At 43.0% G+C, this 16,831-nt stretch carries 14 protein-coding genes; 4 read left to right on the plus strand and 10 right to left on the minus strand.

The genetic code is table 11. The features are described from left to right. Nucleotides 1-12: 12 nt before the first annotated feature. Nucleotides 13-1,038, minus strand: a complete 1,026-nt coding sequence (locus KAI37_RS16880) for a YeiH family protein (protein WP_220029866.1) — start codon at nucleotides 1,036-1,038, stop codon at nucleotides 13-15. A 118-nt stretch (nucleotides 1,039-1,156) separates the two neighbouring features. Between KAI37_RS16880 and KAI37_RS16885 the strand changes: the two genes are divergently transcribed. Continuing rightward, nucleotides 1,157-2,044: a LysR family transcriptional regulator gene (locus KAI37_RS16885; RefSeq protein ID WP_220029867.1), complete on the plus strand. Its 888-nt coding sequence runs from the start codon at nucleotides 1,157-1,159 to the stop codon at nucleotides 2,042-2,044. Between the two features lie 64 nt (nucleotides 2,045-2,108). Here the strand turns inward: KAI37_RS16885 and KAI37_RS16890 are convergent, their stop codons facing one another. The 7 genes from KAI37_RS16890 to KAI37_RS16920 all read right to left on the minus strand — a co-directional run bounded on the left by KAI37_RS16890 (nucleotide 2,109) and on the right by KAI37_RS16920 (nucleotide 10,239). Next, nucleotides 2,109-3,686: a glycoside hydrolase family 43 protein gene (locus tag KAI37_RS16890; RefSeq protein WP_220029868.1), complete on the minus strand. Its 1,578-nt coding sequence runs from the start codon at nucleotides 3,684-3,686 to the stop codon at nucleotides 2,109-2,111. A 16-nt stretch (nucleotides 3,687-3,702) separates the two neighbouring features. Further along, complete coding sequence (locus KAI37_RS16895) at nucleotides 3,703-4,659, minus strand: pectinesterase family protein (RefSeq protein WP_220029869.1); 957 nt, start codon at nucleotides 4,657-4,659, stop codon at nucleotides 3,703-3,705. 25 nt (nucleotides 4,660-4,684) lie between these two features. Further along, nucleotides 4,685-5,569, minus strand: a complete 885-nt coding sequence (locus tag KAI37_RS16900; RefSeq protein WP_220025567.1) for a dienelactone hydrolase family protein — start codon at nucleotides 5,567-5,569, stop codon at nucleotides 4,685-4,687. A 23-nt stretch (nucleotides 5,570-5,592) separates the two neighbouring features. Then, entirely contained in the window at nucleotides 5,593-6,954 is a 1,362-nt protein-coding gene (locus KAI37_RS16905; protein ID WP_028540500.1) for a glycoside hydrolase family 28 protein, read from the minus strand. A gap of 131 nt (nucleotides 6,955-7,085) precedes the next feature. Continuing rightward, nucleotides 7,086-8,606 carry an extracellular solute-binding protein gene (locus tag KAI37_RS16910; protein WP_076293479.1) on the minus strand — a complete coding sequence of 507 codons (1,521 nt, stop codon included), beginning with the start codon at nucleotides 8,604-8,606 and terminating at the stop codon, nucleotides 7,086-7,088. 28 nt (nucleotides 8,607-8,634) lie between these two features. Then, the gene (locus KAI37_RS16915; RefSeq protein WP_071641716.1) at nucleotides 8,635-9,258 is read right to left on the minus strand and encodes a YesL family protein; all 624 of its coding nucleotides are present in this window, start codon (nucleotides 9,256-9,258) and stop codon (nucleotides 8,635-8,637) included. A 21-nt stretch (nucleotides 9,259-9,279) separates the two neighbouring features. Continuing rightward, nucleotides 9,280-10,239, minus strand: a complete 960-nt coding sequence (locus tag KAI37_RS16920) for an ABC transporter permease (protein WP_023989418.1) — start codon at nucleotides 10,237-10,239, stop codon at nucleotides 9,280-9,282. Between the two features lie 269 nt (nucleotides 10,240-10,508). On the opposite strand from KAI37_RS16920, the gene KAI37_RS16925 reads away from it, so the two are divergent. Further along, entirely contained in the window at nucleotides 10,509-11,408 is a 900-nt protein-coding gene (locus KAI37_RS16925) for a carbohydrate ABC transporter permease (RefSeq protein ID WP_013311057.1), read from the plus strand. Here KAI37_RS16925 and KAI37_RS16930 read toward each other — a convergent pair. After that, on the minus strand, nucleotides 11,405-13,666 hold the full coding sequence (locus KAI37_RS16930) for a helix-turn-helix domain-containing protein (protein WP_071641722.1): 2,262 nt from the start codon (nucleotides 13,664-13,666) through the stop codon (nucleotides 11,405-11,407). The two genes, KAI37_RS16925 and KAI37_RS16930, sit on opposite strands and share 4 nt — an antisense overlap. 168 nt (nucleotides 13,667-13,834) lie before the next feature. On the opposite strand from KAI37_RS16930, the gene KAI37_RS16935 reads away from it, so the two are divergent. Continuing rightward, on the plus strand, nucleotides 13,835-15,331 hold the full coding sequence (locus KAI37_RS16935; protein WP_220029870.1) for a GDSL-type esterase/lipase family protein: 1,497 nt from the start codon (nucleotides 13,835-13,837) through the stop codon (nucleotides 15,329-15,331). Between the two features lie 290 nt (nucleotides 15,332-15,621). Further along, nucleotides 15,622-15,954, plus strand: coding sequence for a hypothetical protein (locus KAI37_RS16940; protein WP_013311060.1), 333 nt, complete (start codon nucleotides 15,622-15,624; stop codon nucleotides 15,952-15,954). Nucleotides 15,955-16,042: 88 nt separating this feature from the next. Here KAI37_RS16940 and KAI37_RS16945 read toward each other — a convergent pair whose 3' ends face one another. After that, complete coding sequence (locus tag KAI37_RS16945) at nucleotides 16,043-16,666, minus strand: LysE family translocator (protein ID WP_071641726.1); 624 nt, start codon at nucleotides 16,664-16,666, stop codon at nucleotides 16,043-16,045. Nucleotides 16,667-16,831: the final 165 nt, after the last annotated feature.

Here is a 16,831-nt window from a genome sequence, read left to right on the forward strand (position 1 = left end):
AATACTTCATGTTCACACTGTTAAAAATGTTAACCCTATAAGAATGATCGAGGTAACAGACAGTACCAGTAAGGGTAGCATTGCTTTCTCCCGCAAAGCCTTAAAGCTCACATTCAGCCCCATGCCTACCATAGCCATCGTTAACATAAAGGTGGTAACTTGAGAAATTCCGTTCGTCAGACTAGATGGAACTACAATATATTTTCCAAAAACATAGCTGCCCACAATACTTGTAGCCATAAAGCCGATGAGGAACCAAGGGAACTCCACTTTAGCGTCTGTATGAATTTTTCCAGTTCGTTTCATCCAATACATTAAAACAAAGCTGAGCGGTATGAGTAAGAAAACACGTCCCAGTTTGGCTAATAAGCCCATTGCAAGTGCATCCTGTCCGGCAGGCGCTGCAGCTAAGGCCACATGTGCAATTTCATGTAAACTGATACCCGACCAGATTCCATATTGCATATCCGTCAAAGGAAGCCAGGGCCGAAGCACAGTAAACAAAATGGAAAATACCGTTCCAACCAAGGCAATGAGTCCTACCCCTATGGCTGTATCCTCATCTTTGGATTTTAACAAGGGAGAAACCGCTGCAATCGCTGCTGCACCGCAAACTCCTGTTCCAATACCAAGAAGAAGCGAAAGCGAAGCATCTGCCTTGAAACGTTTTGCCAGCCAAACCGTAAAAAAGATGGAAAATACAACAGTGCCCACATCACGCAAAAGTAAACCAAGTCCATGATGAATGACAACATCCATGTTCAACTTCAGCCCAAATAACACAATAGCTCCACGTAGTATTTTCTTTGCTGAAAACTCAACCCCCAAGCGCACAGCTTCAGGGTATCCCCACAACTGTCGGTACAGAATAGCGAGAAACATGGCACAAGCCAATGGACCTACATAATGAAAGCCTGGCAATTCGTTCAGGCCATAGCCTGCCAAAGCAAATAACATCGTGAGGACAATGCCAAATATACGCTGGAATAATCGCCCTCTGTTCGAAAATAATTTGGTGTGTTGTGTATGACTGTTCATGGTGAACCCCTCCAATTCTACATGCATCCAGCTTAATATGTTTTTTGTCATAAGAAAAATAAATCATTATAATAATGATAATAAGTGAATAGATATGATAAATTTGGAGGAATGGGCTTTGGACCAATCTTTAATCGTATTTGTTATGGTCGCGGAGAAACAAAACTTCACACGAGCTGCCGAGGTGTTACACATGACCCAACCTGCGGTAAGTCAATATATTCAAACGCTGGAACGTAGCGTAGGAACCCGCCTCCTGGAGCGTAGCAATAAGTACGTACGCTTAACCAAAGCAGGTGAAATTGTGTATCATCATGCTCAGGAGATTATCCGTCTTCATACACGGATGCAGTATTTGGTGGACGAGCTGATGCATACAGCAAAAGGAAACCTGTCGATCGGCGCAAGCTACACGTATGGCGAATATGTGCTGCCACATGTGATCGCGCAAATGAGGGTCCGGTATCCACTCATTCAGCCCTCCATTACCATCGGCAACACCCAAGAAATTGAAAAACTCATGATCCATAATCAACTCGATGTAGGAATTATCGAAGGAGAATTTCAGCATGACCATTTACATATCGAATCTTTTGCTGATGATAGAATGTATATTGTCGTTCCGCAAAATCACCGTTTGGCTGGTAAATCTCAAGTGGATGTAAGTGAGCTGCAAGAGGACATCTGGATTCTACGGGAAGAAGGTTCTGGAACCCGGGAAGCGGCTGAAAAAATGTTTGCACAGTTTCAGTTCTCCCCTTCTCATATGATGAATTTTGGCAGTACACAGATCATCAAAGAGTCTGTAGAAGCAGGTTTGGGGATTTCTTTGCTGTCCCAATGGGTCATTCAGAAGGAACTTGCTCTGGGAACATTAAAAGTACTGGATATTCGTAATCTTCCGGTTATTCGAAAATTTTCTTTCCTAACTCCTGCTTCGACATTTGAAACGAAAGCAAGCACCGCTTTTTTGGAGATTTTGCGAAGTTATAATGTGAAAAGGTAAAGTACAGAAACAACGAAAAAAGCACCCATTAAGGTGCTTTCAACATAATCATTATCATGTTTTTTTATGAGGAAAGATGATCCTTACCATGATAAAAGAAATGAGAAAAATCAGCGTAGCTTCCTTGGAATTGTTGCATATCATGAGCAGCAATACCTACAAAATTTCCTGTAAAGCCACCGGATAAAAAGCTGATATCCTGCATTTCAAAAAGCCGCTTCCAAGCAGGTTTGTCTCCGACTCCATAATAAAATTGCCCGTGGGATGCATGGACTTCCACAGCTAAATGTATAGGGAGATCGTCCTGAAGCGTAATTGCTTGAGGAACTAAGGTAAATGTATTGGCTTCACATCGCATCATGCGCAGTACCTTCCCTTGTCCCTCCTCATAGCTAATATAGGCGTACAAATAATCTTCTTCATTAAGGTACAGTAGAAGCCCCGCCATTTGTAAATAGCTTGTTGGCTGATACTCCAATGCTGTTTCTACCCGGAAATGATGATCCGTTTGCCGAATGGCCAGCACGTGATGCTGGAACAGACTTTGAATGGATTCTCCAGCCATAATCCGAAGGTAGCCGGGGCGCTGGCTTAATGAACACCAGCTATCGTCCGCCAGGATACGCAATGTGTTCCACGTTTTATCTAATGTGGTTCGCTCGAAAAAATCCTCGAAAATATAACTCTGCTGCTCTTGCTTAACCGAGAACATCCCTTGAGGTGCGGGTACCTCCAATTGAGGTGTATGGCCCCCAGCAGTTAATCGCAGCCAGCCTTCATCATTCCAGTACACTTGCTGCAAGGCTGTTTCCCTTCCTAAAATGGCATATTTCCCCTCTACTGGACGTGTGCATAAATGAGCCATGTACCATTCGCCGTCTGGTGTTTGTACAAGACTGCCATGTCCTGCGCATTGTAACGGGAAATCAAGTTGATCACGTGACGTTAGCATTGGGTTGTGCGGGTCCACTTCATATGGCCCGGATATCTGCTTGGAGCGTGCTACGGTAACGGCATGCCCCGTACCCGTTCCGCCTTCCGCTGTAACAAGATAGTAATAACCGTTTTGCTTGTAGATGTGAGGCGCTTCTGTTTTCTTCAAAGGAGTACAATCAAAGATTTTAACAGGCTCGCCAATGAGCTGTTGTTGCTTGCTGTCATACTCCTGCATGACTATACCGGAAGATTTATTGCTTTCCAACATGCGGTAATCCCACAATGCGTTCAACAGCCATTTGCGTCCGTCCTCATCATGAAATAAAGACGGATCAAATCCGCTACTGTTAAGATAAATGGGGTCCGACCACGGTCCTTGGATCGTAGGCGCCGTTATCACAAAATTATGAACATCCTTGAACGGACGCTTGGTGCTTTTCACATCCGTATAGAGCAGATAAAAAAGGTCATCCGCATAGCTAAGCTGCGGTGCCCAAATGCTACAATTTTTAGGATTACCTCTTAAGTCAACCTGATCGGTCAAAATATCTGTGCAATGCTCCCAATTTGCCAAATCTTTGGACTGGTACACCCGCACTCCAGGCAGCCACTCAAACGATGACACCACAATAAAGTAAGTATCTTCGACACGTGTAATACACGGATCGGGATTAAAGCCTTTTAATATGGGATTTTGGATCATCATGAAACCTCACTTCTCCTTACTTCCAAAATGTAACTTCAGCAAAAACCTGTTCCTTGCTCCATGCTTCTGTTCCCGCTTCAAAACAATCCGCCCATGGAACACGCTGCTTACGTAACGTAGCAACTTCATCGTGTCCGTTATATTCTTGATAACAGACAGTTTTCTCGTTCGCAACGTTGTTCCAATTGTCCCAGCCACGTGGGTCAATATGGTCGCCCATTTTACAATTGACAAATACGGTCTTGGCATATTCCCGCCACGGACGCCCCAAAAAAACCGGGGTAATATCAGGCTCTGCAGTTAGGTAGCAATGGTTGAATACATAACCATACGCTTGTCCTTGCGGCGTCGAGGCAGCTGTAACGTAGCTCGTTTGGTTCTTATGATGGCGTAAACTGCGAATTTCGCAATCTTCAAAATACGCGGTAGCCCCACCAAAAATAAAGTCCACCGTACCCTCTATATAACAATGCTGATAGAGCTGCCGATAGTGCTTATGATGCTCCTTCAAATGGATTCCACCAAACTGGAGTCGTTCTTTCGGTGCAGGAGGTAGAGGGCCTGTAAATAAAGTATCCTGGTGCCCTTTAAAGGTACAGTTTCTAAAGACTGTTTCATCACAATGAGCGTATACCGCAACGGCCTGCCCAATGGCTTCTCCCTGTCCTGCCGTGTTGGAAATCGTGAGATTTTCCAAGATCAGATGGCTACCGCCTAAAAATAAAGTAGGTGTCGCAAAGGTCCCTATTTCCTCACCTGCTTCATCCCGCTCCTTGGCATACCGATCCATTCGAATCTCTACCTGCCCGATGCCTATAATATGAAGATATGAACGGTAAATTCGTACCTCTTCCTCATAAGTACCTGATAAAATAGTTAGCGTTTCCATTTCATTGGAAGCCGACTGCTCCAATACAGCAATCGCCTCCTGAATCGTATGGAAATCACAAAAGGATTCTTTTCCAACTAGCATGGTTACCCCGATCCCTTCATTTGATTTACAGGTGTTCGGCCAAAAATGACTGCCACGCCGTTCGCATTTCCAACGTCTCCATATGTCCACCGCCCGCAATCACAGGCTGCCAATGCTCAGGGTGACCTGCCTCCTGGTAAGCTTCCAGCAGGCCTTTTGCCAAATGCTCGACTCCTTCAATAGGACACATCCGGTCATTTTGACCTGTTATACTCATCCGTGGACGAGGTACGATCCGCTTTTGAATATCCAAGGTGGTAAAATGCTTCAGCAAGCCGGGGACATAGGAATAAAAGCCATGATGATCCAATCCCCTTTTAGCGATTAGCGTATGGGCATCTACCTGTCCACAAATATCAACCGTGACCTGTATCCGTTCATCTAACGCAGCCATCCACCATGCCATGAGTCCGCCCATCGACATACCGATTGTTGCGATACGGGAAGCATCAATGTCTTCACGCTGGCACATATAATCCACCAAACGACGGTTATCATACAGCATCATGCCCCACAGCACTTGGCCCTGCCAGAGCATTTCTTTTACCAGCTCGCTCTCGGTTTTGCCCCCACGTTCATTGAAGCCCCACATGTCAATGCAGCATACGCAGTACCCCATGTCTGTCAGGGTTGTAGCAAACGAGGGCTGCTGCAAGTAAGAGCTGCTATGGATCAGTTCCTTGCGCCCGTTCGTATAATTGCCTCCATGCGAATGGTTAAAAACGACCAATGGGAACGGACCGTTCCCTTGTAAGGGTGTAGCTACATAAGCGGGTACAGACTCGATCCCGTTCAAGTCCAGCAGGAGACACTCCAGTCGATATCCCTCACGCTCTTCTTGATTCAGCAGAGTTGCCGTTACAGGGCGATCTGCCGGAAGGTCTCCCAACAATGCTTGCAACTTATCCACGTTGTACCTCCTTTCATGGCCTCCTAATTCATCATATTTTGTTCAGAAGGTTGTATTGTTACTTGTTCTATCAGCTTTTCGGGCTGAGCTGTATTCTTCGAATGGCAACGATTGATTTCAACGTCTTCCCCATTTTCAATATAAAAGGCAGGACCTTCATGATTCTCAATCGTCACATGTTGAAAACGAATATCCTTCACGTTACCTAGATAAAAACCACGGTTATTCATATCTTCTATCCCTGTCATCATGGCTGGACGACCGGGAATTGCATTTTTAGCCATAGAAATATCAATATTGGAAAATGTAATTTCAGCAATATATTGTTCTGCAAGTCCGTATAAGAATCCAGCAGCCGCATGAACCTGTCGTGCCGTAATATCGGAAAAATGGATTCGTCTAAAGCACGGGGTTTCATCGGTAATCGGATAGGGATTTTTGTCCCACACATATTTGTCTTTGCCCCGAGGGCCGCAGAAATAATAAAGATTCAGAATAAATGGACAAATTACATCTTCCATCACAATGTTGCTAACGCGAATATCCTCGATGGTTCCGCCACGTCCTCGTCTGGATTTCAGACGTATGCCCCGATCCGTTTGCTTGAACACGCAATTGCTGATCGTAACATTACGAATGTCACCACTCATTTCGCTTCCCAGTACGACTGCGCCATGTCCATGCACCATCGTACAGTTGGTAATCGTAATATTTTCACATGGAATTCGCTCTTGTGTATCTTCGGTTCCTGCTTTGATCGCAATACAATCATCGCCCACATCTATATTGCAGTTGCTAATACGAACATTGGAACAGGATTCAGGATTAATGCCATCCGTATTGGGGGAGTCCGCCGGGTTAAGAATGGACAAATTATCAATCGTAACGTTATAGCAAGCGATGGGGTTTACAGTCCAACTGGGGGAATTTTTTAACATAACATCTTTAATGGTAACCCGCTGACAACGGTCAAAGCTGATTAATTTGGGTCTCGGATACTGCAACTCCTCTGGATGATTGCGGTGCTTTTCCCACCACGGCTGACCATTTCCATCCAGCGTTCCGCTACCTGTAACTGAAATATTCTCAAGGTTCTGCCCATAAATGCATGACGCATGCACTTCCCGCTGAACGCCTTCCCATCTGGATTCTACTACAGGGTAATCAGCCAGTTCCGTACTGAAGGACAGAGTTGCGCCAGGGCTTACATGCAGCTCAATGTTACTTTTCAGAAAGATAGCACCTGTCAGATACGTCCCAGACGGAACAAAAACGGTTCCTCCTCCAGCATTGCTGGCCGCTTCAATGGCAGCCGCAATCGCTCCCGTAGCCAGCGTCGTGCCATCCTGAACTGCTCCATAATCTACAATGTTATACAATTGCATTTCGTTCTCTCCTGTCTTTATATTTTGTGAATGTTAGATCCATTTTGCATTGGGAAAGCATAAGCTGCCCCCGGATTTCAACATCCAAGAAATCATTCAAGGAGTCAGGGGGCAACAGCCATGCTCAACTATTATTTTTTCGTTTTCTTATACGCTTCCTCGTACTCAGCAGTAATCCGTGATCCACCAGAGTTTTTCCAGTTTTCTACGGCTGCTTTAAACCCGGCTTCGTCAAGCTCACCCATAATAAATTTGAAGGAGGCGTCGGTAATGATTTTCTCCAGCTCTGTTCCTTGCTCATTAGCGGTGACTGAATCCAGTGGCACGGTCGGGTCCAGAACAGCAAATTCATTATTTTCTCGGACTAATTCATTAGCCAGTTCCTTTTCTGGATTGGCATCTTTTAAGTTGTAGGTCACTTCACTTGGTCTGGAGCTTGAAAACGGCTGAACATCTGCTTGCCACAAATCTGTATTCGTAATTTTGAAGGCTCCATCTTTTTCGATTGTATAATGAGTGCCTTCAATACCGCCGGTCATGTACATATATACATCTTTGTCAATTAAATCATCTACAAATTGCAGCAGTCTCTTCAACTCAGCTTCCGTTTTTACTTCAGATTTCGGGAATGCCAGCAAACCTCCAACCCCGCTTCCTTCAGACCATACGTGGTATTTGCCATCTCCATTCGAAATCTTGTTAACCGGTACCAGCTTCAGACCCTTTTGTAAGCCTTGGGACAAGGTTCTGAGGTTAGAGATATCGATCATGCCTGTATAAATACCTGCTTTACCTTGTGCAAATTGTTGCTGCTGGTCCGTTTTAGCGGTTACAGCAAAGTCTTTAGAGAGATATCCGTTTTTGTATAATTTATTGGAATACTTCAAGGTCTCCAAATATTGAGGAGTATCAAATTCCGGCGTAAACTTTCCGCTTTCATCTACTTTCCAGCCATTAGGTGTGCCAAAATAGGAACTTAAAGTTTTGAAGCTGCTATAGCGTAGATCCGATCTGTCAACAAACCCAGTCGTATCATTTTTTCCATTCCCATCTGGATCATTTTCTGTAAACGCTCTCGCAACTTCATACAACTCATCCAGTGTCGTCGGTACCTTCAGTCCTAAGCGATCCAGCCAATCCTGGCGAATGACCAGACCCGCCCGAGCCAGATTCTTCTGGAACGGAACGCCATACAGTACTCCTTCAATGGATGCGGCTTCCCGAACTTCAGGTGGGATTTTTTTCAAATTTTCATAGTCATCCAAATACTTTCCTACATCCCAGAATAGCCCTGATTTCAAAGAGCTTCGTACTGAAGAATTTGTCATCATCGTCAGGGTCACCATATCGGCCAATTCGCCGGATGCAAGCGCAGTAGTGATTCTCTCTTCTTTGGAAGCGTCAGGCACCCAATTGAACGTAATTTTAGAATTGGTGTATTCTTCAATTTTACTTTTGATCGTTTCTGTAGGCGGAGAAGCTGTGTGCAATACGTTTAACCAGGTAAATTCCAGTTTGGACTTCGGATCATAGGTTTGGCCGCTTTGATCCTCAGCACCCTTATCACCGCAAGCAGCTAAAAAAACACTCATGACCATTAGTACAGCAAGAAGGCCTGATACTCCCTTTTTCGTCGTGATTCCCTTTTTCATCGTGTTTGCTCCTTTTCTGTTTATATATTTATGCCATATCTTCCTCTTTCACCAGAACCTCTCGCTCTATTTTGCTGAACACCTGATGCGTCATCCACATCACGAGATAACCAATAATACTTGCTCCGGCAAAAGTTAGAATTCCTGGGTACAAGCCTAGAATCAATGCAAAAAGCACGACAATGGCTACAAAAAGAACAAGCGTATATTGTAAATACGAAAATCCAATCACTATCGACATTTTGACCTTCAGTCCGATACCTTTCCAATCATAGTGAGCCAGCAGCGGGAAAATGTAGGCCAAAGAGATGAGATACAAAAAGGCTCCAATAAGCGTCACCACACGAACATACCAGGACGAGACGTTGACTATATCCACGTAGAGCACGTAACCCACAAGGCTGTAAAGCCCGCCAATGATTGCTGCTTCTTTAAAGCTTTCTCTAAAGTAACGTACAAACGTCGAGAAAATGGCGACTTCCTCATTGCCCCGAATCCACTGCCTTAAAATACTAAGCATAGCAACGGTTGCAGGCCCAACGCCTATAAAACCCAAGCCCAGAATCGTCGCAACCGTCCAAAGCAAGTTAAGGTAGACCAGGCGCAGCAGGCGCATGCACCATTTGTTCATGTTTTCTACAAACCGTACCATTTTGCATCCTTCCCGTCGTCATTAGTAAACGCCGTCTTCACCAAATTTCTTGGCCAGTCGATTGGAGCCCATAATCAGGATTAAACCTACTACACCTTTAAAAAGTCCTACCGTCGTACTGAAACTTAATTGTCCATTCTTTAAGCCCGCAGTATAAATGTAGGTGTCAAAGATTTCGGCAACCTCGCGGTTTAATGAGTTCAATAACAGGTACATATGCTCAAAGCCCAAATCCAACGTGCTACCGATTTTCAAAATTAACAATGTAATAATGACCGGGCGAATCGCAGGCAAGGTAACGTGCCATGTCTTTCTCAGGCGTCCAGCACCGTCCATCTCTGCTGCCTCATACAATTGCGTATCTACCACTGTAATCGCAGATAGATAAATGATAGTAGACCAGCCGAGTTCCTTCCAAATCACTTGCCCGATGTAGACCGTTCGCAGCCATTGCGGAGAAGTTAAAAAGCTGATCTTCTCACCGCCCAGCGCGGCAATCATTTCATTCAGCACCCCACCGTCTACGGTTAGGAATACATAGGAAATCGAAACAATGATAACCCATGACATAAAGTGCGGAATGTAGATGATGGTTTGAATAATGTTTTTAAAAAACATCTTCCTAACCTCGTTTAGCATGAGTGCCAAAATGATGGGCAATGGAAAAAAGATTACAATGTTCAGCGCAAACAAAACCAGCGTATTTCGAAGCAGCATAAAAAACGTAGGCTCGGTAAACAAACGAATAAAATGCTTCATTCCTACCCATGGGCTGCCTGTGATTCCCTGAAAAGCTTGATAATCCTGAAACGCAATCACCAATCCTCCCATAGGAAAGTACTTAAAAATAATGAAGTACACCAGTCCGGGTAAAACCATTAGATAGAGCAACTTGTGTTTCTGCATTCGTAAAAGGCTTTCCGTCGTTCTTTTGTTCTTTTTCATTTTCATGTTTGGTGCGGGGACACTTGAAACTTTCATTAGTTCGACCTCCTTCAAACGTTCCTGTATACGTTTTCAAGAGTACGCGATTTTTGGCATTCCGCATATAATCATCAAATGATAGCGTTTACAAAATCAGGTACACAGCCTACTTTTCAACCTTTTCACCTTAGCTAATGATTACAACACAACCTAATGATCATCCGCTTTTCTCCATGATTAGAGAACACCTCAAGATTTGATTATATACGGAATTCTTTCCTCTTGATAAGGTTGACATGTAAACGATTACGAGGAGGTCAACCACATTGACACAACCATTACGAAAACAAAAGTTACGAAAAAAAGAATCGCTGGGCAGCCGTATTTTCAACATTGTAAACAGTACACTATTGATTCTCATTGCCCTCACTTGTCTCTTACCTTTTTTGAATATCATTGCCAGCTCTTTTGCCTCAACTGAAGAAGTGATAGCCAAGAAGTTTATTTTATTCCCAGTTACTTTTTCCTTGGATGCCTACCGCTATATTCTGTCGACTCCCACCATTTTTAGAGGTCTCGGGGTTTCGGTCGGAGTAACGATCGTCGGTACAGTTGTAAGTATGATATTTACTGCTTTTATGGCTTATGGATTATCCCGAAGATATCTACTCGGCCGCAATACGATTAACTTCATTGTAGTGTTCTCTATGTTGTTTAGTGGGGGGATGATTCCGACATTCCTGGTTGTAAAAAGCATGGGGCTTATCAACTCGTATTGGTCCTTGATTCTTCCCGTGGCCATTAATGCGTTTAACCTAATTATCATGCGTAACTTTTTTCAGGCGCTGCCAGATGATCTGGAGGAATCAGCCAAGATGGACGGGTGCAACGATTTTGGTATCTTCTTTAAAATTATGTTGCCGTTAGCCCTGCCTTCTATTGCAACCATCTCTCTATTCTACGCTGTTGCCTACTGGAATACGTATATGCACGCCATTCTCTATATTAATGATTCTGCCAAATGGCCGATTCAAGTCTTGCTACGTCAAATTGTAATCGTTTCCAGTGGTATGCAGGCAGAAGGAACTGCTGTGGATGTCATCCCACCTGCGCAGACGATTAAGATGGCGGTCATTGTCATTGCGACCGTTCCGATGTTAATCGTGTATCCATTTGTGCAAAAACACTTTGTCAAAGGAGCTTTATTGGGAGCAGTTAAAGGCTAATTGGCTTGCTTCATCTTTCGGTAAGCTCCCGGTGTAACCTGTTCCTTTTTCCGAAAAGAGCGGATAAAGTTTTGCGAATTATGATATTGCAGTCGCTCAGCGATTTCTTTAATCGTCATATCTGTCTCAACGAGCCATTTCTTGCCCATTTGTAACCGGTAGCCCATTAGATATTCACTAAACGTCGTTCCGTATTCTTTTTTGAAAATGCTGCTTAAATAATTCGGATTGTAATGAAGTCGGTCTCCAATGAGTTCTAATGATAATTCCTGGTCATATTCAGCACGGATAATAGCAGCAATTTTCTCCGAGAGACAGCGGAATTGCTGGTTGGTCTTCTCCTTCATGCTTTTTACCATGGGGAAAATAACTTGCTCTATCAGCATACGTTCTATCTCTTCCGGGTTACGGATGTCCAGCAAACGATGATACAAGGCATGATTGTCTTGCGTCAGCAGCACTTCAATCCCTAATAGCTGCTCCAATTGGATGAGGTTATTCACAAACCGTACCAACAGCACTTCAAAGTTCATGGAATGATTGTTTTTTATCATCATTTCCTCCAATAAAGAGTGCACGGTATGGTATACCTGCTCTTCGTCCCCTATTCGGATGGCATCAAACAGTTTTGATTCCAATTCCGTAGGATAATGAAGCAGCACCGGACCTGAAATGACCATGGAAATATCTTCATAAAAAATAATCGACTCTTTGCCTAAATTTAAACGGTGATGCAAAGCTTGCTTGCTCATCTCACAGGCTTCTTTACTTTCTAATAAGTTATCATACGCCGTACTAATGCCGATGCTGATGGATACATTCAAATACTCTTTTACGTTTCGAACCAAAAGGGTCGCATCATCTAGGACTTGCTTTCTCATTTCCTGTTCGCTCTTACCTGTCAAAATTAATATGGTGGCCTGAGTGTTATCGTTCAAAATGATGGGAAGCATTCGCTGCTGCTCTGGAATCGTTTCTTCTACGATTTTATTAATAGCCAGCAGCAAAACATCTTTATCCGAGGGCTCTCGATCTCCCAGATTATCCAGTTGGACTAACAAGGTGATATACATTTGATTCTCGAGCTGCGGATAACCCAAGCGTGGCATTTTTCGTGCCAATTCCTCTGCAGAAATACGTTTGCGGAACAGGTTGAGAATCAATTGGGTTTCCAACTGTGGCATTTCGGACTGAATGAGACTTTCCAAGCTTTCCTTCTCGGTTACAATGTTATCGATGGAACTAATAATCCATTCAATTTCATTTTTAGAAGGTTCATTTTTGAAAGCGAAATTAGGATTTTTAGGCAAGCTGCGTTTTATTTGCTGAAATGGCTTTGTAAAGTAAATGGCAATGAAGTACGCCACTACCACCATTAAGAGCGTTAATACAAGTCCCATCATGATGATCCCAAATTTGGTCGTTTGAAAGGCATCCGCAATTTCTTTCTTATCTAATACCGTTAAATAAGTCCAATTGTTATAGGCAGATTTGGCATAAATGACTTGTCGTGCAGGCTGCTGATCCGTTTTCTCCAAAGTTAACATACCTGTGTTGTTCGGCTTCACTGCAGCTTCTGAAATGTGCCGAAGCTGTTGGGTGGACAATAATTGTTCAGCAGGCTGGGTTTCATACATTAAATCGCCTTGTTTATTCAAAATAAAAACAGCCATATGATCCTCGGTTTGAATCGTATGATTTAACGTTTGCAGCGAAATATCCGACAAAGCAATGGCTTGCTTCTTCTTAGAGAATACAGGTAAGGTATTAACAAAACGAATTCCTTTATCTGTTTTAACCCAGAATAGTCCCTTCTCTTGGTGGTTGATATAGGTACTAATCAGCTTTTCTCGTTCCGTTTTCGTCAAATAAGACAGGCTTCCATTGGAGATTCTCCAATTCTGATCCAGACTGATTAGCGAATATTCCGTTCCTTCTAATCCCATCGTAGCAATATAATTGAGCTGAGTATTCACATTCCGATACGCTATAAAATCTTTTTCTGTAATGGGATTTTTCACAACATCATTAAAGGAACTGGTCGTGCTATACGTATTAAAAGCATATTCAATCGTTTGAATTTTCTGCTCCAGACTATTTCTGATCTGTGCCATGTAGCTTTGCTTGGTATTGGAAACTCTCTCCACAACGGAGCTAATTGTTGTAAAATAGATGTAGCTGCCAAAACTGGCCACCAATCCTATTCCCAAAACCAGAATCGTAATAAAAATAGTATAGAACATTCTTCCTTTTTTCATTGCGCTCCCCCTCTGGCTCTTTGCATCACAACAAAATTATAGCGCTTTCATAACAAGGTTTAAATCATTTTTTTCACGTGTGCATTATTTTTTACATCCGTATCATTCCAATTTAAGTCGATTTTGTTTGGTTTGCGGCAGTTAAAAAGAAATTTGGAGGAGTTACTTATGTTACATGTTGTTAGTCCTAAACAACCGATTGTAAAAGAAGACTTTCCGTCAGACACTTCCTTTCTCTCCCTCTATCCCGTAGCAGCTCGTGAAGCTCGTCCTTTTATATTGGTATTACCTGGCGGTGGCTACGAGCATTTAGCCTCACATGAAGGAGAACCTATAGCTCGGTGGTTGAATGATCTAGGTATTCATGCGGGTGTGCTGGAGTATCAAGTCGGCAATTTCGAGATTACTTTCTTGTTGGAGGATGTAGAACATGCTCTGCAATGGATTCGCCAAACACCGCATGACTGGCTAGTCATTCCTGATCAAGTGGGGCTCATCGGTTTTTCAGCAGGTGGTCACTTGGCCTCCATTGTCTCTACTATAGGGACGGTAAAGCCAGATCTTCTGTTGTTGGGATACCCTGTAATTTCATTTCATGAGCCTTATACACATATCGGAAGCCGTACACATTTTTTAGGGGAACAGCCGACGCTGGAGCAGCTTCAAGCCTTTTCATCCGATCGGCAAGTAACTTCACAGACACCTCCAACTTTGATGTGGACTACAGCCAATGATGGCGCTGTACCGGTAGAAAATAGTCTGTTGTTCGCTTTTTCATTATCCAGAGAACGTATTCCGTTTGAACTGCATGTATTTGAGGAAGGGCGACACGGCTTGGGACTGTCAGAGGACAACCATGAATGCCATCAATGGCTTGATCTAACGGAAACTTGGCTTCAAAAACATGGATATGCTCAGGCAAGGCAACAGATGACAACTCGACTGTTTATCGCTGGGGACTCCACTGCAGCTCAAAAAGGGGCTACCGAAAAACCGATGACAGGCTGGGGCGAACACTTGCAAAGCTACTTGGCACCGTCTGTTCATGTGGACAATCGTGCTGTCAATGGACGAAGCACCAAATCTTTTATAGCAGAAGGCCGGTTAGCTGATATTGAAAAAGATATTCAAGCTGGAGATTATCTGTTTATTCAATTTGGACACAACGATGAGAAAAAAGAAGACCCCACTCGCTATACCGATCCTGATGGAGAGTATCGTCAAAACTTAATTCAATACATTCAGTCCGCTCGGGAGCATGGTGCAATTCCAGTGCTATTGACCTCTGTAAGTCGCCGCCGATTCACCACAGAAGGTGAACCTGATCCGCTGGCTGTAGGAGCCTATCCTGCTGCCATGAGACAAGTAGCCGCGGAAACTAAGACACCCCTGCTCGATATTTTTGAAGCTTCTCAGCAGCTGTATCGTTCAATGGGTGAAAAAGGGTCACAGCAGCTATTTATGCATTTGCCTGAAAAAGCGCATCCTAATTACCCCGCTGGTGTAACGGATAATACCCATTTTTCTGACGAAGGAGCCAAACAGGTCGCCCAGCTTATAGCGGAAGCAATTCGTCAGTGTGCGGAACTGTCTGCATTAAAACAGCGTATCGTAGAAAGGAATCTAGACAGCGATGAGAGGCTTGCACACCAACTTGTCAACTGATATCAAGAACTAAATAGATACAAACACAAAACGGACTTGGAGCTAATTACTCTGACGTCCGTTTTTTATTCCGTGTGGATCAAAGACTATACAACTAGGAGAATGGTTCAAAAGTATGGTAAGTTAAAAAGTAAATACTTAAATTGTTATATTTTAATTCTTTTGTATTTTATAGGACTTTAGAATTGTTTTGTTGTATTATTTTGACAACATTTGTCGAATAAAGTGAAATCCATAACTTTACATGGTATATTTTAGGAGCTCATATCATACATAAGGAGGATTTTTTTATGAATACTAAGAAAATATTATTATCAACAGCTATGTCTCTGGGGCTTATTGGGAGTATTATCGTCCCTAGCGCGTCCGCATCTGTAGGCCCTTCTCCGGTAATTACGCCTGTCGTAGAAGTTAACGGAGTATACTACAGAACGGCTACGTTGCCACGTAATTATTCCTATGCGTTGTCAAATTACCCAGGGGATACTTATAAAGTGGCGAGCGGAAATGTCACCGTCTCCGCTTCCGGGGTGGTAACTACCACTACTGCAACGAATGCAAGAGTTGAGATCTACGGCGGTAACGGTAAATTGAGAATGGTATACACCGTTAAGGTGTCCTAAGATAAAAGCGTTAAAAATAGCACTGTCCGTTTATTGGGGCAGTGCTATTTTTATGGACGGGCTGATGTTACCCCATCCTCATAGATAATCAATGTCCTGTTCTTTGAACTTTAAAGATCATATTTAAACCGAATCCAATTAAAACGAGACCCGTAGCTTTATCAATAATATTTTGTACTCTCGGAGACATTAACCATTTTCTTACATAACTCAACAATAATACGATTGTGGCAAACCATACAATGGAAACTGCTGCATAAAAGGACCCCATAAGTAAAAATTGTAGACTTGGATTGTAGTCCGGCATAATAAATTGCGGTAAAAACGTTAGAAAGAATATAGCCACTTTTGGATTTAAGGTATTAGTTATAAGCCCTTGCATAAAGGGTGACTTCTTCGAGGGTACTGTCTGATCATAATTCTCTGTGGGTTTACGCCGTTTGATGAAAGATAATAGACCCATATAAATCAAATAAATAGCCCCGATGTACTTAACAATTTCAAATGCAAATGCTGATTTCATTAAGAGCAAGGAAAGTCCCAATGCAGCAGCAGCCGTATGAATAAGAACACCAGTAGTTATACCTAGTGCAATTTTGATACCATCTTTTTTGCCATCGGTGAGTGTTCGCTTTGTGATTAATGCGAAATCAATCCCGGGTGACATGACTATGAAAATAAGTAATACCACAAAAGCTAGTAAGTCATTCATGAATGTGCCTCCATTAATTGAAATTTCGGATACATAATATTAACGTGTTGTTGTTCTTTTTTCAACCACCGTAGCCATCCTCTTGCGATATGTAATGAACAATTTATTATTATAATAAAAGTGAGATTTAAGTTAAGATTGAGATTATTAGTTTTAAATATAGCT

Source organism: Paenibacillus sp. S25 (assembly GCF_019454085.1).
Lineage (GTDB): Bacteria > Bacillota > Bacilli > Paenibacillales > Paenibacillaceae > Paenibacillus > Paenibacillus polymyxa_B.

Coding starts and splice junctions, on each gene's coding strand:
- KAI37_RS16880 (WP_220029866.1), bottom strand. CDS start 1,038: ATGAACAGTCATACACAACACACCAAATTATTTTCGAACAGAGGGCGA.
- KAI37_RS16890 (WP_220029868.1), bottom strand. CDS start 3,686: ATGATGATCCAAAATCCCATATTAAAAGGCTTTAATCCCGATCCGTGT.
- KAI37_RS16895 (WP_220029869.1), bottom strand. CDS start 4,659: ATGCTAGTTGGAAAAGAATCCTTTTGTGATTTCCATACGATTCAGGAG.
- KAI37_RS16905 (WP_028540500.1), bottom strand. CDS start 6,954: ATGCAATTGTATAACATTGTAGATTATGGAGCAGTTCAGGATGGCACG.
- KAI37_RS16910 (WP_076293479.1), bottom strand. CDS start 8,606: ATGAAAAAGGGAATCACGACGAAAAAGGGAGTATCAGGCCTTCTTGCT.
- KAI37_RS16915 (WP_071641716.1), bottom strand. CDS start 9,258: ATGGTACGGTTTGTAGAAAACATGAACAAATGGTGCATGCGCCTGCTG.
- KAI37_RS16920 (WP_023989418.1), bottom strand. CDS start 10,239: ATGAAAGTTTCAAGTGTCCCCGCACCAAACATGAAAATGAAAAAGAAC.
- KAI37_RS16930 (WP_071641722.1), bottom strand. CDS start 13,666: ATGAAAAAAGGAAGAATGTTCTATACTATTTTTATTACGATTCTGGTT.
- KAI37_RS16935 (WP_220029870.1), top strand. CDS start 13,835: ATGTTACATGTTGTTAGTCCTAAACAACCGATTGTAAAAGAAGACTTT.
- KAI37_RS16940 (WP_013311060.1), top strand. CDS start 15,622: ATGAATACTAAGAAAATATTATTATCAACAGCTATGTCTCTGGGGCTT.
- KAI37_RS16945 (WP_071641726.1), bottom strand. CDS start 16,666: ATGAATGACTTACTAGCTTTTGTGGTATTACTTATTTTCATAGTCATG.